This window comes from Enterobacter dykesii, assembly GCF_008364625.2.
GTDB lineage: Bacteria > Pseudomonadota > Gammaproteobacteria > Enterobacterales > Enterobacteriaceae > Enterobacter > Enterobacter dykesii.
In genome coordinates this window covers 2,691,006-2,711,473 of record NZ_CP126604.1, presented here as the reverse complement: position 1 = coordinate 2,711,473, position 20,468 = coordinate 2,691,006, and the positions used below count along the sequence as shown (strand labels likewise).

General features: G+C 54.2%; 19 protein-coding genes, 1 pseudogene and 1 riboswitch. Of the genes and pseudogenes, 12 read left to right on the top strand and 8 right to left on the bottom strand.

What is annotated here, in order from left to right:
- Nucleotides 1–76 precede the first annotated feature (76 nt).
- The 3 genes from rsmF to yebS all read right to left on the bottom strand — a co-directional run bounded on the left by rsmF (nt 77) and on the right by yebS (nt 5,482).
- Entirely contained in the window at nt 77–1,519 is a 1,443-nt protein-coding gene (gene rsmF, locus F0320_RS13020) for a 16S rRNA (cytosine(1407)-C(5))-methyltransferase RsmF (protein ID WP_149323929.1), read from the bottom strand.
- A gap of 77 nt (nt 1,520–1,596) precedes the next feature.
- A complete protein-coding gene (locus F0320_RS13015) occupies nt 1,597–4,230 on the bottom strand; it encodes a PqiB family protein (RefSeq protein WP_047652308.1) in 2,634 nt (877 codons plus the stop codon).
- Nucleotides 4,199–5,482 carry a membrane integrity lipid transport subunit YebS gene (yebS, locus tag F0320_RS13010; RefSeq protein ID WP_023312213.1) on the bottom strand — a complete coding sequence of 428 codons (1,284 nt, stop codon included), beginning with the start codon at nt 5,480–5,482 and terminating at the stop codon, nt 4,199–4,201. Before yebS ends, F0320_RS13015 begins: the two co-directional genes overlap by 32 nt.
- A 132-nt stretch (nt 5,483–5,614) precedes the next feature.
- Between yebS and F0320_RS13005 the strand changes: the two genes are divergently transcribed.
- The 4 genes from F0320_RS13005 (at nt 5,615) to htpX (ending at nt 10,038) form a co-directional block, all read left to right on the top strand.
- Nucleotides 5,615–6,112 carry a GAF domain-containing protein gene (locus F0320_RS13005; protein WP_047652307.1) on the top strand — a complete coding sequence of 166 codons (498 nt, stop codon included), beginning with the start codon at nt 5,615–5,617 and terminating at the stop codon, nt 6,110–6,112.
- A 96-nt stretch (nt 6,113–6,208) separates the two neighbouring features.
- Nucleotides 6,209–6,895, top strand: a complete 687-nt coding sequence (gene proQ / locus F0320_RS13000; RefSeq protein WP_014884292.1) for an RNA chaperone ProQ — start codon at nt 6,209–6,211, stop codon at nt 6,893–6,895.
- A gap of 19 nt (nt 6,896–6,914) precedes the next feature.
- A complete protein-coding gene (gene prc, locus F0320_RS12995; RefSeq protein WP_029741991.1) occupies nt 6,915–8,963 on the top strand; it encodes a carboxy terminal-processing peptidase in 2,049 nt (682 codons plus the stop codon).
- Nucleotides 8,964–9,156: 193 nt separating this feature from the next.
- Nucleotides 9,157–10,038, top strand: coding sequence for a protease HtpX (gene htpX, locus F0320_RS12990; RefSeq protein ID WP_014884290.1), 882 nt, complete (start codon nt 9,157–9,159; stop codon nt 10,036–10,038).
- Nucleotides 10,039–10,088: 50 nt separating this feature from the next.
- On the opposite strand, the gene F0320_RS12985 is transcribed toward htpX, so the two are convergent.
- Nucleotides 10,089–11,462 (bottom strand): MFS transporter, encoded by a 1,374-nt coding sequence (locus tag F0320_RS12985; protein ID WP_126330121.1) that lies wholly within the window; start codon nt 11,460–11,462, stop codon nt 10,089–10,091.
- Nucleotides 11,463–11,641: 179 nt separating this feature from the next.
- Between F0320_RS12985 and kdgR the strand changes: the two genes are divergently transcribed.
- On the top strand, nt 11,642–12,433 hold the full coding sequence (gene kdgR, locus F0320_RS12980) for a DNA-binding transcriptional regulator KdgR (RefSeq protein ID WP_023312208.1): 792 nt from the start codon (nt 11,642–11,644) through the stop codon (nt 12,431–12,433).
- Between the two features lie 68 nt (nt 12,434–12,501).
- Here kdgR and F0320_RS12975 read toward each other — a convergent pair whose 3' ends face one another.
- On the bottom strand, nt 12,502–12,741 hold the full coding sequence (locus tag F0320_RS12975) for a YobH family protein (protein WP_023312207.1): 240 nt from the start codon (nt 12,739–12,741) through the stop codon (nt 12,502–12,504).
- 161 nt (nt 12,742–12,902) lie between these two features.
- Here F0320_RS12975 and mgrB point away from each other — a divergent pair, with 161 nt between their 5' ends.
- The 7 genes and pseudogenes from mgrB to rlmA all read left to right on the top strand — a co-directional run bounded on the left by mgrB (nt 12,903) and on the right by rlmA (nt 18,135).
- Nucleotides 12,903–13,046, top strand: coding sequence for a PhoP/PhoQ regulator MgrB (gene mgrB / locus F0320_RS12970; protein ID WP_006175995.1), 144 nt, complete (start codon nt 12,903–12,905; stop codon nt 13,044–13,046).
- Between the two features lie 74 nt (nt 13,047–13,120).
- Entirely contained in the window at nt 13,121–13,411 is a 291-nt protein-coding gene (locus tag F0320_RS12965; protein ID WP_008500484.1) for a YebO family protein, read from the top strand.
- Between the two features lie 22 nt (nt 13,412–13,433).
- Nucleotides 13,434–14,423, top strand: coding sequence for an MBL fold hydrolase (locus F0320_RS12960; RefSeq protein ID WP_047652305.1), 990 nt, complete (start codon nt 13,434–13,436; stop codon nt 14,421–14,423).
- A gap of 525 nt (nt 14,424–14,948) precedes the next feature.
- Nucleotides 14,949–15,093 (top strand): annotated as a pseudogene (locus F0320_RS12955) (DUF2627 domain-containing protein).
- A gap of 13 nt (nt 15,094–15,106) precedes the next feature.
- Nucleotides 15,107–15,316 (top strand): transcription antiterminator/RNA stability regulator CspE, encoded by a 210-nt coding sequence (cspE, locus tag F0320_RS12950; RefSeq protein ID WP_001062678.1) that lies wholly within the window; start codon nt 15,107–15,109, stop codon nt 15,314–15,316.
- Between the two features lie 219 nt (nt 15,317–15,535).
- Nucleotides 15,536–17,254, top strand: a complete 1,719-nt coding sequence (ftsI, locus tag F0320_RS12945) for a peptidoglycan glycosyltransferase FtsI (protein ID WP_126330119.1) — start codon at nt 15,536–15,538, stop codon at nt 17,252–17,254.
- Nucleotides 17,255–17,319: 65 nt separating this feature from the next.
- Nucleotides 17,320–18,135 carry a 23S rRNA (guanine(745)-N(1))-methyltransferase gene (gene rlmA / locus F0320_RS12940; RefSeq protein WP_047652303.1) on the top strand — a complete coding sequence of 272 codons (816 nt, stop codon included), beginning with the start codon at nt 17,320–17,322 and terminating at the stop codon, nt 18,133–18,135.
- Here the strand turns inward: rlmA and mntP are convergent.
- From mntP to F0320_RS12925, 3 genes are all read right to left on the bottom strand, one after another.
- On the bottom strand, nt 18,132–18,698 hold the full coding sequence (gene mntP, locus F0320_RS12935) for a manganese efflux pump MntP (protein WP_047652722.1): 567 nt from the start codon (nt 18,696–18,698) through the stop codon (nt 18,132–18,134). The two genes, rlmA and mntP, sit on opposite strands and share 4 nt — an antisense overlap.
- Before the next feature lie 71 nt (nt 18,699–18,769).
- Nucleotides 18,770–18,898: riboswitch (yybP-ykoY riboswitch) on the bottom strand.
- 198 nt (nt 18,899–19,096) lie between these two features.
- Nucleotides 19,097–19,555, bottom strand: coding sequence for a DUF986 family protein (locus tag F0320_RS12930; RefSeq protein WP_045404374.1), 459 nt, complete (start codon nt 19,553–19,555; stop codon nt 19,097–19,099).
- 54 nt (nt 19,556–19,609) lie between these two features.
- Nucleotides 19,610–20,461, bottom strand: coding sequence for a PTS mannose transporter subunit IID (locus tag F0320_RS12925; protein ID WP_006810994.1), 852 nt, complete (start codon nt 20,459–20,461; stop codon nt 19,610–19,612).
- Between the last annotated feature and the right edge of the window lie 7 nt (nt 20,462–20,468).

Below are 20,468 nucleotides of genomic sequence, written 5' to 3'. Positions count from 1 at the left end.
GTATGACCAGTGTGGCCACCCATTTTTGATCGTAGACAAAGAGAGCAAAATCGCCAGTAAAAAAATGCGCTTTTTATCAATCCGTGCGATCGTTACCGGTAAACAGCCGACCGTCCCGAACCAGCTCGCGCGGGTAGCTGTTTTTCAGCCTTGAGCCGACCTTTTTTGCCAGACCCAGCGGATATCCCTGATACGTCACTATTACTTCGTCACCTGATGGGGTGCTGTCCGGATAGACATCGCGGCCACGGTACCACTCCTCTGCTTCCTGATGCGTCAGGGCAAAGGTATTCTCGCCTCCGGCAAGGGCGATTACGGCCTCATGCTGCCAGCGATAGCCTTTGTTATGCACTTCCGCCAGGCGGATCCCGATTCGTGAAAAACGGACCTTTCCGATGAGCGGCTCGATCTGTGCCGGGAACAGCCAGATCTCTTTATCACGCATCCAGGGGTGCAGGCTCTCATCCCATACCAGCCCAACCTTTTTAGCGGCGGCTTCAAGCTGTGCTGCATCGCGACCTTTAAGAGGGGAAAACGGGAAGTTGCCGACCTTGAATTTAGGCGCGGGCAGGGGAGCAACCGCCTGCGTTTTACGCAGACGCGCCACAAAGAACCCTTCGCAGTCGTAAATCTGCGGGAACACGTGAAGGAAACCCTCCGGCGTGACCGCCTCCTGTGCCGAGGCGAACAGATCGTTAAGCGGCAGGAACTCAACTGCCTCCGGGTAGTTCGCTTTCAGCCACAGGCAGACATCTTCGTTTTCATCGCGGTTTAAGGTACACGTTGAATAGACCAGCGTGCCGCCTGGGCGCAGGGCGTGAAATGCGCTCTCGATCAGCTCGCGCTGCGTGGCGGCGATCTCAAGGTTGCTCTCAACTGACCAGTTCTTTAACGCGTCGGGATCTTTACGCACCACCCCTTCGCCGGAGCAGGGCGCGTCCAGCAGAATGGCATCGAAGGCTTCCGGTAAAGCGGCGCCAAACACGCGTCCGTCAAAGTGCGTCAGGGCAACATTATGAATACCGCAGCGGCTGATGTTGGCATGCAACACCTTCACGCGGCTGGCGGAAAACTCGTTGGCGAGGATCGCCCCGTGGTTACCCATCCGGGCGGCAATTTGCGTGGTTTTTGAGCCGGGCGCCGCGGCAACATCCATCACGCGCTCAGGCGCATTGCCATCGGCAAACAGGGCGGCAACCGGCAGCATCGAGCTGGCTTCCTGAATATAGAACAGGCCGCTCAGATGCTCAGCGGTACTGCCCAGCGGTAGGGAGGCTTCGTCATCACGTTCGATCCAGAACCCCTCAGCGCACCACGGTACCGGCGTAAGCTGCCAGCCGTACGGCGAGACCAGCGCCAGAAAATCATCGACGCTGATTTTCAGCGTGTTGACGCGAATACTTCGGCGTAACGGACGCTGGCAGGCGGCGATAAAATCATCTAACGACAGGTGAGAAGGAAGCGCCTCGCGCATCTGCGCCAGGAATTGTTCAGGAAGAAATACGGAGTTTTGAGCCACGGGCACACCACAGGGAAAAGTTCAGGTGCGCAGTGTAACATAAAGGCTCCGGTGCGTTGACACCGGAGCCTTGCAGATTAACGCGGCAGGGCGGTACCCCATTCGCGCCACTCTTTCGGTTCGCTTTCGAGCAGCAGGAAGTGTTTACCCGGCTGCGCTTTCGGCGCCAGCGGCGTGCCCGGCGGCGTGGCAAACGCGATACCGCCGCGAATGAACTGGTTAAAGGTGCCGGTTTTCACCACGCCTCCCGTCAGGCCAAAGTCCAGCGAATAGCCGGATGCCAGCCAGAATACCGAGTTATTACGGACCAGGTGCTGGTAACGCTCGCTGATGCGTAACGCCACCATCACGCGGTCGGAGAGCGTACCGAGCGTCAGGCCCGTGACCGTACCCACCTCAATGCCGCGGAACAGTACCGGGGTGCCGATGCTCAGCGAGCCGGCTTCCGGCACTTCCACCACGATGCTCAGGCCGCCAAGGTAGCGCGAGTCGGTGATCGTGGCTTCCTGCAGCTCGAAATCACGACGGGCATTGCCCTGGCCCGGCTCCACGTTGATGTAAGGCTGCAAAATGGTATCGAGATGCTCAACGCCCGCGGCCGAGATCTGCGGCGTGACCACCGAGAAGCGCGAACCCGTGCGGGCGAAGGTCTGCACATATTCCGGGTACAGCACGGCGGTGGCCTGCACCTCGTTGCGCGAGGTAATCAGCGTCAGCTTCTGGATCTGCCCGATATCAATGCCGAGATAGCGGATTGGCATACCTTCCGCCAGCTTGCCGGCATCAAACGCGTGCAGGGTAATCTGTCCACCCACGGCGCGTGCGGCGGTTTCGGACGGGAAGAGAATACGCTTATCACCTTTACGCAGATTCGCGCCCGCGCCGCTGAGGTTATCGAAGCTAATCGCTCCGCGCAGCGCGCGTGAGAGCGGGGAGGCCTGCACGGTCAGCCCGTTACCGTTAAGCTGAACTTTCGCGCCGCCTTCGGCCCAGAAGACGCTGTTTGGCGTCAGCAGCTTGCGGTACTCCGGCTTGATATGCAGTTCGATATCAAACGCGTCCGCACGCGGGCGAACGGTGATCACTTCCCCGACTTCAAACTTGCGATACAGCACCACGGATCCTGCCTGTACGTCCGGCAGCGTCTCGGCGCTTAATGTCAGCGTGGTGGTAGGGAGATCGCTGAGGCTGTTTTCAACCGCTTTCTCCAGGTTGGCATACAGCGGATAGCTGTCGCGAACGGGGCCTTTATCGCCAGGCAGAATGCGGATGCCGCCGTTAACCCATTCACTGGCGCTGGCACCGAGGAACTCCACGCCGTCCAGTCCCACCTTCACATCGACGCGACTGTTCACCACGAATTTGCTGTCACCGTGCACCAGGTCGCTGTACTGCGGATCGATGGCGACCGAGAAGGTCACGCCATTCGCGGAGAGCTTACGCTCCAGCACCTGGCCGACCTGCACGCCGTGTAAAATTAACGGCTGACCGGCTTCGATTCCGTAACTTTCTGGCGCATTCAGCGTGACGGTCACTACGCCCGGCTTTTGCAGCAGGGATTTATCTGCCGGGGCAATCACGAAGCTATTGCTGGGCTCACCTTCGCCGGGGATGAGCTCAAACGTATTGCCGGTCAACAGCGTGCTGAGGCTGGCATCGTTCAGGGAGAGCTTTGGACTGCGCATTTCGATACGCGTTTTCTCGCGCAGGAGATCGACCACGCTCGGATCGACCGTCATTTCGCCGGTGACCGAGCCGCCCGGGTTGAGCGTCATTTTGGTGAGCTGACCAACCTGCAACCCCTGATACATCAGCGGCGTTGAACCGGCTTTTAGCCCCTTAGCATCGGGCAGGGCGAGTTTGACGATCACGCCGCGCTGGCTGTGCGCCAGGTCAGCGTACAATCCAAATGAGTCATCCGCGGTGGCAGGGCTTGAGTTTTCCGGGGAGTCAAAGGCAATGGCACCATTCACCAGCGCGGCCAGACTTTCCAGCTTCACTTTCGCACCGCTCAGGCTGACGTCCGCATCCACGCCGGAGACGTTCCAGAAGCGGCTGCCTTTTTTCACCAGATTGGTGAAGCGACGCTCGATCAGCACGTCGATGGTGACGCCCTGTTTATTCGGGTTGATCGCGTAATCATACACGCGGCCAACCGGGATTTTGCGGAAATAGACCAGTGAGCCACTGTTCAGAGAACCGAGATCCGGCGCCTGCAGATGGATCATTAAATCGCCGTTGTTGAGGCGGTACTTGGGCTGTGTATCCAGGGCGACAAAGTGATCCTGCGGCTCTCCTTTACCCGGCATCATGCCAATATAGTTACCGCCCACGAGCGCATCCAGCCCTGACACGCCTGCCAGAGACGCTTTTGGCGTGACAAGCCAGAACTGCGTTTCGCTGCGAAGGGCATCCTGCATGTCAGATTTAATACTGACCCGCACCTGAATCTTGTTCAGCCCTTTTCCAAGGGAGATGTCCTGAACCGTACCCACTTCAACTCCCTGGAAGCGAACGGGCGTTCGCCCGGCGACGATGCCGTCGGCGGTCTGGAAATCAATGGTGACGGTACTCCCGCGATCTTCATAGCTCGTCCAGATCAGCCAGCCTGCAATCATCAGGGCGATGACGGGCAGCAACCAGAATGGCGAAATGCGGCGTTTTGTTTTAATTCTCGCTTCAGTCGGCGAAGCGGGGGTTTCCTGACTCATGTGCATCCCAAAGTAAGCGGCTATCCAGCCATTCCACAGCAAGAATAGTCAATATCACCGCAGAGCCGAAATAAAAAGCCGCGGGTCCCATTGTAAAAGCAAGTAGCTGGTCGCGATTGATGAGCGACATCATCAGCGAAATCACGAACAGATCTAACATTGACCAGCGGCCAATCCAGGTGACGAACCGCAGCAGCAGAATGCGGGTCCGTAAGCCTTGTTCACACTTAAAGTGAATGCTGATGAGCAGGGTAAACATCACCACCACTTTGGTAAAGGGAACCAGAATACTGGCAATAAAAACGATCGCAGCCACCCCGACATTACTGTGTGCAAGGGAGATAATCCCGGAGAGGATAGTATCCTCCTGACGCCCGCCATTCACGTAAATGATGGAAATCGGCAGCATGTTGGCTGGGATCAGAAACACCAGGGAGGCGATCAGCGCGGCCCAGCATTTTTGCAGGCTGTTGTTGCGCCGCAGTCTCAACGGAATGTGGCAACGCGGGCAGCGCCCACGCGCGTCGGGCAAGCCGGTATAGTGACATCCCAGACAGACGCGCAGATTTTCATCAGGACGCGTGGCGGGGCGCTGAGGGTAAAATCGCTCCCAGAGCTGTTCAACGTTCAGGTGGATAAGCGTCAGTATGCTCAGCAACACCAGGCTGATGAAAGCAAAGAGTCCGATGCCGGGCTGCAAAAAGGCGTAGTCCTGCACCTTTATTGACGCAACGCCTACGCCCACCAGATAAATATCCAGCATCACCCACTCTTTGAGCTTATCCAGCATCAGCAGTACCGGCCGAAGATTCATGCCGAGAATATTGCCAAACCAAAGATAGGCAATGGCGGCGACCAGCACCAGCGGCGCGCCAACGGTACAGAACAGCACCATGGCAGCGGTGATGGGATCCCCCTGACGGGTCATCTGCCAGATACCCTGCAGCACGTTGGCGTCAATACGTACGCCAAGCAGGTAGAGCTTTAGCAGCGGTTCGCTCCAGGCGAAGGGCATCAGCAGCAGCATGGTGACGGCCATGGCGGCGAGGCGGGTCAACGACCAGTCGCGGCCATCGCGAATTTTGGCGTCGCAGCGCGGACAAAAGGCACTTTGGTGCGATTTCATCTTCGGCAACATAAAAAGCGTATCGCACTGGGGGCAACGCTGATAATGTGCACGTGGCAAAGCTTCGCTTACCGTATGGACAGTTATCTTTCTTGTCGGCGTAATTTTGGTTGTTTTTAAGGCCATCAGCTGCGCACAAATAAGTATTGTTGAAAGTTATAATAACTCATGAACGGATTCATCTTGAGCATGAGCGCATTTAATGCTTATTTTAATAGGCTATGCGGTAAATTTGTAAGACAACTAAGTGATTGAATAATGAACAAAACAGAATTCTACGCGGATCTTAACCGCGATTTTAAGGCATTGATGGCGGGTGAGACCAGCTTCTTAGCCACTCTGGCAAATACTAGCGCATTGCTGTTTGAACGTCTCTCTGACGTGAACTGGGCAGGCTTTTACCTCCTTGAAGGTGACACGCTGGTGCTCGGCCCGTTCCAGGGCAAACTGGCCTGCGTGCGTATCCCGGTGGGGCGTGGCGTATGCGGCACGGCGGTGGCCGAGAATCAGGTACAGCGTGTGGAAGACGTTCATGCGTTTGACGGACACATTGCCTGTGATGCCGCCAGTAATTCTGAAATCGTTCTGCCGCTGGTGGTCAAAAATCAGATTATTGGCGTTCTGGATATCGACAGCACGGTCTTCAGTCGCTTTACAACCGAGGACGAACAGGGGCTGCGCGAGCTGGTGGCGAATCTGGAAAACGTACTCGCTGCAACCGATTATCAAAAATTCTTTGCGAGCGTCGCAGGATAATCAACGGATAACGTAGCATTTACTGATAGCGTCATTATAATGACGCCTGTTCATGCCTGCGCTTGTTGGCAACGTCCGTTGTAATCAGGAAATTTCATGGAAAATCAACCTAAGTTGAATAGCAGTAAAGAAGTTATCGCATTTCTGGCCGAGCGTTTCCCGCAGTGCTTCAGCGCGGAAGGTGAAGCTCGTCCCCTGAAAGTCGGTATTTTTCAGGATCTGGTGGCGCGTGTTGAAGGGGAAATGAACCTCAGCAAAACTCAGCTGCGTTCCGCCTTACGTCTTTATACTTCGAGCTGGCGTTACCTGTACGGTATCAAACCTGGCGCGACCCGCGTGGATCTCGACGGCAACCCGTGTGGTGAGCTGGACGAGCAGCACGTTGAGCACGCGCGTAAGCAGCTTGAAGAAGCCAAAGCACGCGTTCAGGCACAACGTGCAGAACAGCAGGCGAAAAAACGCGAAGCCGCAGCGGCAAACGGCCAGGAAGAAGCGCCTCGTCGTGAGCGTAAACCACGCCCTGCGCCGCGTCGTCACGATAATAACGATCGCAAACCGCGTGCAGACAAACCAGCAGCAAAAGCCCCGCGTGCCCCTCGTGAAGAGCCGCGCCATACGCCGGTTTCTGACATTAACGCCCTGAGCGTAGGTCAGGCACTGAAGGTTAAAGCGGGTAACAATGCTATGGACGCCACCGTACTGGAAATCACCAAAGATGGCGTTCGTGTACAGCTGACTTCTGGTATGTCAATGATTGTACGCGCAGAACACTTGTTGTTCTGAAACGGAGGCCAAGCCTGGCATGAACACTTTTTTTAAGCTCACCGCGCTGGCGGGCCTGTTTGCTATAACAGGTCACGCTTTTGCAGTGGACGATATCACGCGTGTTGATCAAATTCCGGTGCTCAAGGAAGAGACGCAGCACGCGACGGTGAGCGAGCGCGTGACCTCACGTTTTACCCGCTCGCACTATCGTCAGTTCGATCTCGATCAGGCCTTTTCGGCCAAAATCTTTGACCGCTATCTGAACTTGCTGGATTACAGCCATAACGTTTTGCTCGCCAGCGATGTCGAGCAGTTCGCTAAGCGCAAATCCGAGGTGGGTGACGAGTTGCGTTCAGGCAAGCTGGATCTGTTCTACGATCTCTACAACCTGTCGCAAAAGCGCCGCTTTGAACGCTATCAGTACGCGCTGAAAGTGCTGGAACGTCCGATGGACTTCACCGGTACTGACACCTTTAATCTGGATCGCAGTAAAGCACCCTGGCCGAAAGATGAAGCCGAGTTGAACGCGCTGTGGGACGGTAAAGTTAAATACGACGAACTGAGTCTTAAGCTGACCGGCAAAGACGAAAAAGAGATCCGTGACACGCTGACGCGTCGTTACAAATTTGCCATTCGTCGTCTGGCGCAGACCAACAGTGAGGATGTTTTCTCACTCGCGATGACCGCTTTTGCGCACGAAATCGACCCGCACACCAACTATCTTTCTCCACGCAACACCGAACAGTTCAATACCGAGATGAGCCTGTCTCTGGAAGGTATCGGCGCGGTGCTGCAGATGGACGATGATTACACGGTGATCAATTCCATGGTCGCGGGTGGCCCGGCATCCAAAAGCAAAGCGATTAGCGTAGGCGATCGCATTGTGGGTGTAGGACAAACAGGCCAGAACATGGTCGACGTGATCGGCTGGCGTCTCGATGACGTGGTTGCGCTGATCAAAGGTCCGAAAGGCAGCAAGGTTCGTCTGGAAATTCTGCCTGCCGGTAAAGGCACCAAAACCCGTATCGTTACCCTGACCCGCGAGCGTATCCGTCTGGAAGATCGCGCGGTGAAAATGTCGGTGAAAACCGTGGGTAAAGAGAAGGTGGGTGTTCTGGATATTCCTGGCTTCTACGTGGGGCTGACTGACGATGTGAAGGTTCAGCTGCAGAAGCTTGAAAAGCAGAACGTCAGCAGCATTATCATCGACCTGCGCAGTAACGGCGGCGGGGCGCTGACGGAAGCGGTTTCACTCTCCGGTCTGTTCATTCCATCTGGTCCTGTGGTTCAGGTGCGCGATAACAACGGTAAAGTGCGTGAAGATGCCGACAACGACGGTGTGGTCTACTACAAAGGCCCGCTGGTGGTCCTGGTTGACCGCTTCAGTGCTTCCGCGTCTGAAATCTTTGCCGCTGCAATGCAGGACTATGGTCGCGCGCTGATCGTCGGTGAGCCAACCTTCGGGAAAGGTACCGTTCAGCAGTATCGCTCTCTGAATCGTATCTACGATCAGATGCTGCGTCCGGAATGGCCTGCGCTGGGCTCGGTTCAGTACACCATTCAGAAATTCTACCGCGTGAACGGCGGGAGTACGCAGCGTAAGGGTGTAACGCCGGACATCATGATGCCGACAGGCACGGAAGAGACCGAAACCGGCGAGAAGTTTGAAGATAACGCCTTGCCGTGGGACAGCATCAATGCCGCGACCTACGTGAAAGCGGGTGATATGACGCAATTTGGCCCTGAACTGCTGAAAGCGCATAACGACCGTATCGCGAAAGATCCGGAGTTCCAGTACATCATGAAGGACATTGCACGATTCAATGCCCTGAAAGATAAGCGGAATATCGTTTCTCTTAACTACGCTCAGCGTGAGAAAGAGAACAACGAAGACGATGCAACCCGCCTGGCGCGTATCAACGATCGCTTCAAGCGCGAAGGCAAGCCTCTGCTCAAGAAACTGGACGATCTGCCAAAAGATTACCAGGAGCCGGATCCGTATCTGGACGAGACGGTGCATATCGCTCTCGACCTGGCGAATCAGGAAAAAGAGAAACCTGCCGTACAGCCCGCTCCGGCAAAATAACCTCCCAACAGGCACAAGAAATTGTGCCTGTTTCTTTTTGTTCTGCATCCTTCCGTCAGCCAGATTTCCAATTGTGTAAAGTTGTGTCTTTCTGGTGACTTACGCCCGCCGGATGCTTGAAAATAGCCGCAATACCCATACGATGTGGGTAATCGCATAGTGCGTTTTGTTAAACTGAGGTAAAAAGAAAATTATGATGCGAATCGCGCTCTTCCTGCTCACCAACCTGGCGGTTATGGTGGTTTTCGGGCTCGTGCTAAGCCTGACAGGAATTCAGTCGAGCAGCGTTCAGGGTCTGTTGATTATGGCGCTGCTGTTTGGTTTTGGTGGCTCGTTCATCTCCCTGCTGATGTCGAAGTGGATGGCACTGAAATCGGTGGGTGGTGAGGTTATTGAACAACCGCGTAACGACATGGAACAGTGGCTGATGAATACGGTGGCTCAGCAATCCCGCCAGGCCGGGATCGCCATGCCGCAGGTAGCGATTTATCATGCACCGGACATCAACGCTTTCGCCACGGGCGCCCGTCGCGATGCGTCACTGGTTGCCGTCAGCACAGGTTTGCTGCAAAACATGAGCCGTGACGAGGCCGAAGCGGTTATTGCCCACGAAATCAGCCATATCGCAAACGGTGACATGGTGACCATGACCCTGATTCAGGGCGTGGTGAACACCTTCGTGATCTTCATCTCCCGTATTCTGGCGCAGATCGCGGCAGGTTTTATGGGTGGCAACCGTGACGAAGGCGAAGAGAGCAACGGCAACCCGCTGATTTACTTTGCCGTGTCGATGGTTCTGGAGCTGGTATTCGGTATTCTGGCCAGCATCATCACCATGTGGTTCTCCCGCCACCGTGAATTCCACGCGGATGCCGGCTCGGCGAAGCTGGTTGGTCGTGAGAAGATGATTGCCGCCCTGCAGCGTCTGAAAACCAGCTACGAGCCGCAGGAAGCGAACAGCATGATGGCCTTCTGCATTAACGGTAAATCCAAATCGCTGAGCGAGCTGTTTATGTCTCACCCACCGCTGGATAAACGTATCGAAGCGCTGCGCAGTGGGGAATACCTGAAGTAACGCTAAGAACCCTAATAAGCCGGGCAGGAGAATACTCCGCCCGGCTTTTTTTATGCCTGAACCCTGGGCTGGGTCACCCGCAGGCCGCTGATGACCGCCGCGAGGGAAGCAAGGGCACCTGCGGTGAGAAGCGCAACATGGTTGCCGTTTTGCCCGGCAAGGTTAAACATCAGGGCGACCAGCGCTGCGCCGCTGCTTTGTCCCAGAAGGCGTGCGGTCCCCAGCATGCCGCTGGCACCTCCGCTGCGATGGCGCGGGGCGGAGGTGATAATGGTGTGGTTGTTAGGGGACTGGAACAGGCCAAACCCCGCGCCGCACAGGATCATGCGCCAGATGATGTCCAGATCCGTTGGCGATGACGGTAGCAGAGCAAGCGCGAAAAGGCCTGTCGCCATCACCGCCAGCCCCAACGCTCCCAATAAACCGGCATGGACGCGTTCAATTAAGTAACCTGCCAGCGGCGCCATCACCATTGTCGCCAGCGGCCAGGGGGTTAACAGCAGGCCGGTTTCCACTTCTGAACGGCCGACCACGCTCTGCAGAAAGAAGGGCAGAGAAACCAGGGCCAGCATCTGGGCGCAAAACGAGCAGACGGACGTGCAAATGGAGAGGGAAAAGAGGGGAATACGCAGCAGATCGACTGGCAGTAAAGGCACGGGGAGAGTGAGCTGGCGGCGAACAAAGAAGAAGCCGATCGCCAGCAGGGCGATGAGCTCCGCGCCGGTAAGCATCAGAGACTGTCCCTGCGCAAAGCCGCTCAGCGCCGTAATCAGCAGGCCAAAGGTCAGGGCATTCATCACCGCACTCGCCACATCGAAGCGCGGCATGGTGCTTTTGGGACCGTTAGCAGGTAGAAAGCGCAGGGCAAAGAATATAGCGACGATACCCAGCGGCACGTTAATGGCGAACAGCCATTGCCATGACGCAACGGAAAGGATCGCCGCCGCAATGGTTGGCCCGGCGGCGGAAGAGACGGCCACAATAAACGAGTTTATCCCCATGCCGCGCCCCAGATGACGCTGCGGATAAATTAAGCGGATCAACGCCGTGTTTACGCTCATGAGCGCCGCGCCGCCAAAACCCTGCGCTATGCGGGCAAGCGTCAGGGTATGCAGTGAAACTGAAAGGGCGCATAACAACGACGTGAAGGTGAAAACCACCAGACCGCACTGGTACACCCGACGGTAACCGAACATATCGCCCAGGAAAGAGAACGAGAGCAGGGAAACCACAATCGCAATCTGATAGGCGTTGACGATCCATATCGAACTGGCGGGAGAGGCATGCAGGTCGCTGGCGATGGTTGGCAGGGCAACGTTCGCGATTGCGCCGTCAAGGACGGCCATTGAGATACCGATAATGATGGTCGCTATAGCGCCGTACCGCTGGGGTAAAGGCAGGCCATCGGAAAGGGTTTTTTCCATTAGGATTAAAAAAGCTCAGCGTGAAATTATTCTCATGATAACTATTTTAGCATTGTTACAGCCGCGATATGTCGCAGATTTGTAACGAAGTAAACGCGGATTGATTGCAGGTGACATGACGGGAACTTATAATAAAAACCGGTTCTGATTTTTATAAAACACTCTCTATGAGGTGGTAAATGGCTATTGCGGATTTGGATAAACAGCCAGATTCTGTTTCTTCCGTGCTGAAGGTGTTTGGCATCTTACAGGCGCTGGGGGAAGAGCGTGAAATAGGTATTACAGAGTTGTCGCAGCGCGTCATGATGTCTAAAAGCACCGTATATCGCTTTTTACAAACCATGAAGTCGCTGGGCTACGTAGCCCAGGAAGGCGAATCTGAAAAATACTCTCTGACGCTGAAGCTGTTTGAGCTGGGCGCCCGTGCGCTACAAAATGTTGACCTGATCCGTAGCGCTGATATTCAGATGCGTGAAATCTCTCGCTTGACCAAAGAGACAATCCATCTCGGTGCGCTGGATGAAGACAGCATTGTGTACATCCATAAAATCGACTCCATGTACAATCTGCGCATGTACTCGCGCATTGGTCGTCGCAACCCGCTGTACAGCACCGCGATTGGTAAGGTTCTGCTGGCGTGGCGCGATCGTGAGGAAGTGAAGCAGATCCTGGAAGGCGTGGAATACAAGCAAAGTACTTCACGAACCATTACCAGCACGGACGCGCTGTTAACGGTGCTCGATCGCGTACGCGAGCAGGGGTATGGCGAAGATAACGAAGAGCAGGAAGAGGGGCTGCGCTGCATCGGCGTTCCGGTGTTTGACCGCTTTGGGGTGGTGATCGCAGGCTTGAGTATCTCCTTCCCAACCTTACGCTTCTCCGAAGAGCGCCTGCATGAATATGTGGCTATTCTGCACACTGCCGCACGAAAGATTTCTGAACAAATGGGCTATCACGACTACCCGTTTTAATCTCTGCTCGCATAAAAAAACGCCGCATCTCTTGCGGCGTTTTTTATATCAGCCATATCACCGGCCGATTAGCCATTATCAATCACGACGGATGTCTTACGCAGGACCGGACAGTTGGTCAAGCCAACGATCCCGCTGTCAGTATGCAGATATTGCGCAGTGCTGACGCCCTGTGCCGTTAAATATTTACACTGAATCCCTAACCCGGCTGCGTTTTCGGTGCTTCCCACTAGCACACCGTAACCCGTGAGCAGAAGGCCAATCCAGACGATGGCCAGAGCAATAATTGTTCGAATGATGAAGCGCATCATTAACCTCTTTTGTCGTTGTTATCATAATGCTAGCGTAAACGGTTTACACCATGAAACAAGTGCAGGATTCTGAAAAAAGCGCGATGGCGGTACAGTTAGTCCCTGTTTAAGATAAGCATGATAACCTTGTTACATCAGGTTTTTAGACGGAGTCTGGAGTGAAAAAAATACGCTGGGTAATTCTGATTATCGTGCTGATAGCATGCGTGGTGTTATGGACGCAGACGATCAATGTGATGTGCGATCAGGATGTACAGTTTTTTAGCGGCGTTTGCGCAATTAATAAGTTTATTCCGTGGTAATACGCATTTTTTCTCAAGGTGATTTCCTTCCTTCGCGCCAGTGGTAAAATAGACGTTTTTATTGAGGTGGTGAAATGGGTGAGTTACTGAATTCAGGGCTGCTGAATATGGCATCCCTGATGATTTCTTTGGTTGTTCTGCTTGTGGGCCTGGTCATTTGGTTTTTTGTGAACCGCGCCAGCTCCCGTACTAACGAGCAGATTGAACTGCTGGAAGCGCTGCTCGATCAGCAAAAACGTCAGAATGCGCTGCTACGCCGTCTGTGTGAGGCTAACGAACCGGAAGAGAAAGACGCGCCGAAAGACGCGGTCGCTGAAGATAACAAAGACGAAGACGACTTTATCCGCCTGGTGGCTGAGCGTTAATCTTTTTGTCCGGGAGGTGGCTGTGGTCTGGAAAAATCCCTGGTATGACCCCTCCCTGAAACATCACACCCCGAACGGTTTTCGTAATACCGATCCTGTCGGACATCAACCCGGCGACCTTGACCGTTGGCGTAAAGCGCGTAAAGAAGCCGGTTTACCGAAGCCACCCGCGCTGGGTTATGAAGACTTTATCCAACAGTGGTGGCAACCGGTTGAGCTTACGCAACCTCATGAAGATGGGGTGTGGTGGCTGGGACACGCGAGCGTGATGATGCAGCTGGACGGCAATATCATCCTTACCGATCCGGTGTTTTCACGGCGCGCTTCTCCGCTGCCTTTCCTGGGACCCCAGCGCAAAACGCCTCCCGCGCTGTCAGTCGATCAACTCAATCAGCTTGATGCGGTCGTCATCTCCCATAATCATTACGATCATCTTGATGATGCGACCATTCGCCGTATTCTCAAACGCTTTCCCGACGTCAGTGTTTTTGTTCCGCTGGGCCTGGCCGACTGGTTTCGCCGCCGGGGAGCAAAACGCGTGGTTGAGCTCGACTGGTGGCAGAGCTTCACCTGGCAGGGGATGACGCTGACTGCCGTACCGGCACAGCACTGGAGTATGCGCACGCCATGGAACCGCAATCGCTCATTATGGTGTGGCTGGGTTATGGAAGGTCGACATCATCGTTTCTGGTTCAGCGGAGATACGGGGTATTCGCCCGAGCTGCTGTTGATACCTGAACGCCTGGGCCATATCGATGCTGCCGCGTTACCGATTGGTGCCTATGCCCCTCGATGGTTCATGGCTGTCCATCATATGGATCCGCAATCTGCGGTGGCATTGTGGCAGCAGCTGGGCTGTCCTCTGGCGTTTCCCATTCACTGGGGCGTGTTTGAACTGGCAGATGAAGCCCTCGATGAACCTGTGCGGGAGTTAACTGAAGCGCTAGATAATTTAGCACCAGTTAATCATTCTTTCAGGATACTGAAAATTGGTGAATATTTATCCTTATAAACGAAGCGATAAAGTAGTGCATATATTCTGTTTGTAAACCCGTGAAGGAATGTTTTATTTTAATCGAAACGTTTTGCTTGCCTTCTTTTGATGCAGAGTCATAAAAATTTCATTATTTTGGTGCATAACACTGTTTATTAGTTGGTGCATTTTAATACAGTTCAGGGCGGGTTATTAACAGTGTTTTTTCTCTGAAACAATTTGGTCGCGTTACAATGATTTAAGCATAAGTTTTCACAAATTGTTCTAACTCAATCAGGACGTAAGATTTCTTTTCCCGGTTGCTGGACGCTTCGTAATGATTGAGCTATGTTAAAAAAGTCTTAGATTACAGCGCTTGTGAAAGCAACGCTGGGTCTTTGTTACGCAGCAGAGCTGTCTGTAAGTGATGCGCATAATTGTGCAAAACCTGACAGGCACTGTTCGAATTTGTGCGGCGGATCGAGACATGTTTAAAAATGGCTTGCCATATTAAACATAGTGTGTGATAACACGTTTTGGGTCAAACGAGGTACAGTTCTGTTTATGTGTGGCATTTTCAGTAAAGAAGTCCTGAGTAAACACGTTGTCGTTGAATACCGCTTCTCTGCCGAACCTTATATTAGTGCCTCATGCAGTAATGTCTCAGTTTTATCTCAGTTAATGCCTGCGGGCTAAGAAAACACTCTAAGGAATTTTGCAAAATGGCAAAGATTAAAGGTCAAGTTAAGTGGTTCAACGAGTCTAAAGGTTTTGGTTTCATTACTCCTGCTGACGGCAGCAAAGACGTGTTCGTACACTTCTCTGCAATCCAGGGTAACGGCTTCAAAACTCTGGCTGAAGGCCAGAACGTTGAGTTCGAAATTCAGGACGGCCAGAAAGGCCCAGCTGCAGTTAACGTAACTGCTATCTGATCGAACCGCTGCTGACTGAAGCGCCTGGCACTTCAATCTCAGACATAAAGCCTCGCATAACGCGGGGCTTTTTTATGTCCTTTATCTTTCAAAATATTACCATTGGCGGTCTTGTTAGTAACTTGTTGCAAAGCTGCGAGGTTAGTAGCACTGTTTTGCCACCTTTAACCCATATTTTCCCGTTAAATCAGGGCGTTGTTTAACAGTCCTGGGGTTCAGGTGAAGAAGAAATTGATAACGACCGCTGGAAATTTCACGCCGGCGCGTTTTGTGCTGCTCTGTTTAGCTATTTTTTGTAGTCTGGCTTTTTTGCTGGGCCGCGTTGCCTGGCTGCAAATCATCAAGCCTGACAATCTGGTGAAGCAGGAAGATATGCGCTCCCTCCGCCAGTTGGCGATTGATGCGCCGCGCGGCATGATAATGGATCGCGAAGGTCGCCCTCTGGCGGTGAGCGTGCCCGTCCGGGCCGTCTGGGCCGATCCTAAAACGGTGCTGGCAAAAGGGGGCGTTGGCATTGACGAACGCTGGCAGGCGCTGGCAAACGCGCTGCATCTCTCCCTGGGCACACTCTCGGCACGAATCAACGCCAACCCGCAGGGGCGTTTTATTTATCTTGCCCGTCAGGTCGATCCCGCACAGGCGAAGTGGATCGATAAGCTGAATCTGCCCGGCATTAATTTACGCGATGAATCCCGCCGTTTTTATCCTGCTGGCCATGTGGCAGCGAACCTGATTGGCTTCACCAATATTGACGGGCAGGGCATTGAAGGCGTGGAAAAAAGCTTTAACGCTCAGCTGACCGGTAAGCCGGGCGTGCGGCAGGTAAGGGAAGACCGCTACGGTCGCGTGGTTGAAAACCTGACGGAAGTGGCGCCTGCACCGGCGCATAACATCCACTTAAGTATTGACGAGCGGCTGCAAACCATCACCGAAGATGCGCTCGATAACGCCGTGGTCTGGAACAAGGCCGAGTCTGGGGCATCGGTATTAATTAATATCCCAACCGGGGAAATACTCGCCATGGCGAGCTATCCGGATTTCAACCCCAATAATCGGGAAGGTGCGACGATAAACGATTTTCGTAATCGCGCGATCAGCGATACGTTCGAACCCGGTTCGACGGTCAAGCCGCTGGTGCTGATGACGGCCCTGCAGCAGGGCCTGGTCCAGCCGGACAGCGTGATTGACACTCACCCGTATACCCTTGACGGGCATCGTATCCGCGACGTGGGCTATTATCCTGAACTGACGATGACCGGGATCCTGCAAAAATCGAGCGACACCGGCGTGTCCCGCCTCTCACTGGCAATGCCTGTCCAGCATCTTATTGATACCTATCGAAACTTTGGGTTTGGCACGAATACGGGGCTTGGCTTAACGGGCGAGAGCGCGGGGCTGTTACCAAATCGTAAATACTGGAGCCAGCTCGATCGTGCGACCTTTGCCTTCGGCTACGGGCTGATGGTGACGCCGCTCCAGCTGGCGCACGTCTACGCCACGATTGGCGGCTTCGGGCTTGAGCGACCTCTCTCGATTACGCGTATCGATCCACCCGTTATCGGGCACCGCGTCATGCCGGAAGAGATTGCGCACGAGGTGGAGCACATGATGGAGAGCGTTGCGCTGCCCGGCGGCGGGGGCGTTAAGGCCGCCGTTCGTGATTACCGGGTGGCGGTGAAAACCGGTACGGCGAAGAAAATTGACGACAGCGGGAAGTACGTCGATAAATACGTCGCCTATACGGCCGGCGTTGCGCCTGCCAGCGATCCGCGCTTCGCTCTGGTGGTGGTCATTAACGATCCGCAAAATGGGGCCTACTACGGCGGGGCCGTTTCCGCGCCTGTCTTCAGCGAGATTATGGGCAACGTGCTGCGTCTGGAGAATGTGAAACCTGACGGGTTACCGGCGGGCTCCGATCACCTTATCGTTATGCGTTAACCGGGCGTTTATAACCAGGGCGAATAGCGGTACACTTCGCCCTTTGATTATGCTCCGGAGTCACCATGTCCTTCAGCTGTCCTCTTTGCCACGCCCCCCTGACGCACTCAGATAAAAGCTATACCTGTCCGCAGGGGCATCAGTTTGATGTGGCAAAAGAAGGCTACGTGAATCTTCTGCCCGTGCAGCATAAGCGCTCCCGCGATCCAGGCGACAGTGCAGAGATGATGCAGGCGCGTCGCGCGTTTCTGGATGCCGGGCACTATTTGCCGCTGCGGGAGACCGTCGCGCAGTTGCTGAATGACATTCTGCCGGGTTCAGCCACCGCCATGCTCGATATCGGCTGCGGGGAAGGGTACTACACAGCACGGTTTGCCGGGATCGCCCGTGAGAAGGGCGCGTTGACATTCGGTCTGGACGTGTCGAAAGTGGCCATTCGCGCGGCGGCAAAGCGTTACGCTGACGTGACGTTCTGCGTGGCATCCAGCCATCGGCTGCCGTTTGACGATGCCAGCATGGATGCGGTTATCCGCATTTACGCACCCTGCAAGGCGGAAGAGCTGGCTCGCGTGGTGAAACCGGGCGGATGGGTAGTCACCGTAACGCCTGGCCCGCGTCATCTTATGGAGCTGAAAGGGCTGATCTACGACGAAGTGCGACTGCATGCCCCTCACTCTGAACAGCTGTCCGGTTTTACCCTTAAGCAGGAGCAAACCGTGGCGTATGAAATGACGCTGAAAGGCGAAGAGGCCACCGCGCTGCTGCAGATGACGCCGTTCGCATGGCGGGCAAAACCAGAAGTATGGGAAGCGCTAGCTACACACTCTACATTTAACTGCCAGACGGATTTCAGTATCCACGTCTGGCAGCGCGAAGATTAACCGGCGAAATGTGCCCAGAGGATCTGGGCGCCAATGCCAATCAGCACAATTCCCCCCAGGATCTCGGCGCGTTTACCCAGCAGCGGGCCGATAAACCGTCCGACCATCATGCCCAGCGTGGACATAATCAGCGTTGCGCAGCCGATGGCCAGCGCGGTGGCGATAATATTGACCTGCAGGAATGCCAGACCGACACCGACGGCCATCGCATCAAGGCTGGTGGCAATCGCCGTGGTGACCAGCAGCCAGAATCCGTGGCGGTGCTGCGGCTCCTCGTCTTCATCATCACCGCCGCGGAAACCTTCAATCACCATTCGGCTACCGAGAAACACCAGCAGTACGAAGGCAATCCAGTGGTTCCACTCCAGTACGAACTGGCTGGCGAGCATGCCAAATCCCCAGCCGATAAGCGGCGTAAGCGTTTCGATAGCACCAAAAATGAGGCCGGTACGCAGGGCTTCTGAGAACTTAGGTTTGTGGAGCGTGGCGCCTTTTCCGATGGAAGCAGCAAATGCGTCCATGGACATGCCAAAAGCGAGGAGGATCGTAGCGGAGATATTCATAACAGCGTCCAGACCGGGGATATCCATATGACACATCACTGCCCCCAGTAAACAGCAGTTGATGTATCTATGGTCTCGCCTGATCGCGCCGCACACAAGATGTGCTGTCAGCGAACCGTACGCGCCACGTTTTTCAACGAGTATGTTGACACGTACATTTCCTGAGAACAGGAAATCGGCTACTCCCCAACGACGGGCGCAACCTTAACATATTTTGAGAATATAAAACAACAGCGAAGAGGCATTATTTAAAATGCTTATTGATAACGATTTTCATTTGTCTTTAAGCGTAAAAGCATCGTTAACAAATAGAGAATAAATTAACGAAATGGATATAGCTTTGGCTATATTTCTTGCGCAAGATAAACACAGAATATAGCCATTGCTATATATTTAACTCATTGAGTTTTAACGAGTAACTTGTAGATCTTTTCCAGGTCGTCAATATTCTTCACCCGAATAAGCAAGCGGCGTTGTTCTAATTGCATCACCAGCACACCGTCTTCGGATAAATTCATCTCTTTAATACGGTTATATTCTATCCACACATTGGCGAAGAAAAATCCGCGGGATTTAAAAATGATTTTCGGCGTGCGGATCCAGAACAGATAAACCGCCATTAATGCCAGCGCACATAATAACCATGTGGTTAATATTGCACCATGACTGGTGACGTTATTGTAAATAAGAATAACGATGAGACCCGCGAAGATAAACGCATCCACGCGCCCGCGTCGCAGAAGGGGAAGGGAGAGCAGCGTCTCGCCGTGACGGCGGGGCATGATGAATTCGTCATAGATCGCGTAAGCCAGAAGGGCAGCAATAAATAAAACCAGTACGATGTCCGTGACAGTCATTCATCCTCCAGATAAAAAAACCGGGGGCAAGCCCCCGGTCTATAGCATTGAAACTTACAGACCCAGCAGGCCGACAGCGTAGCCCGCGATACCGATGACGAAGAAGCCAACGATAATCCACAGCGGGTTGACTTTCTTACGCAGCAGCCACATGCAGGCAAAGGTCAACAGCAGCGGTACCAGGCCAGGCATCAGCTGGTCCAGAATCGTCTGCACGGTGGTGACGCGCGTCTGACCATCCTGACCGGTGATGGTCGAGACCACCAGCGGGATGTTCACATGCGTCCACTTGTTAACCAGCGCCCCCATGACAAACAGGCCGAGGATTGACGCCCCCTCAGTCAGTTTCTGCAGGAAGCCGCCGCCCATATCCTTAACGATGTCCACCCCTTTACGGTAGCCGTAGGCCACACCGTAGTAACGGGTCAGCAGGCGCACGGCGTTGAACAGGATGAAGAACAGCAGCGGGCCAAGCAGGCTGCCGCTCATCGCGATACCGGCACCCAGCGCCGCGAAGACCGGACGCACGGTACCCCAGAAGATAGGGTCACCGACACCGGCCAGCGGACCCATCAGGCCGACTTTGATACCGTTGATAGCACCGTCGTCAATCTCTGCGCCGTTCGCACGCTGTTCTTCCATCGCCAGCGTTACGCCCAGAACCGGAGCCGCTACGTAAGGATGGGTGTTAAAGAATTCCAGGTGACGCTTGATCGCCTGACGGCGCGCTTCATTGTTTTCCGGGTACAGGCGTTTGATTGCCGGTACCATGGAGAAGCAGAAGCCCAGCGCCTGCATACGTTCGAAGTTCCATGAACCCTGAAACAGGTTAGAACGGATGAACACGCCACGAATATCACCCGGAGTGAGTTTTTTCTCGGTGGTAGTTTTTGTCATATCAACCATTTCGCTC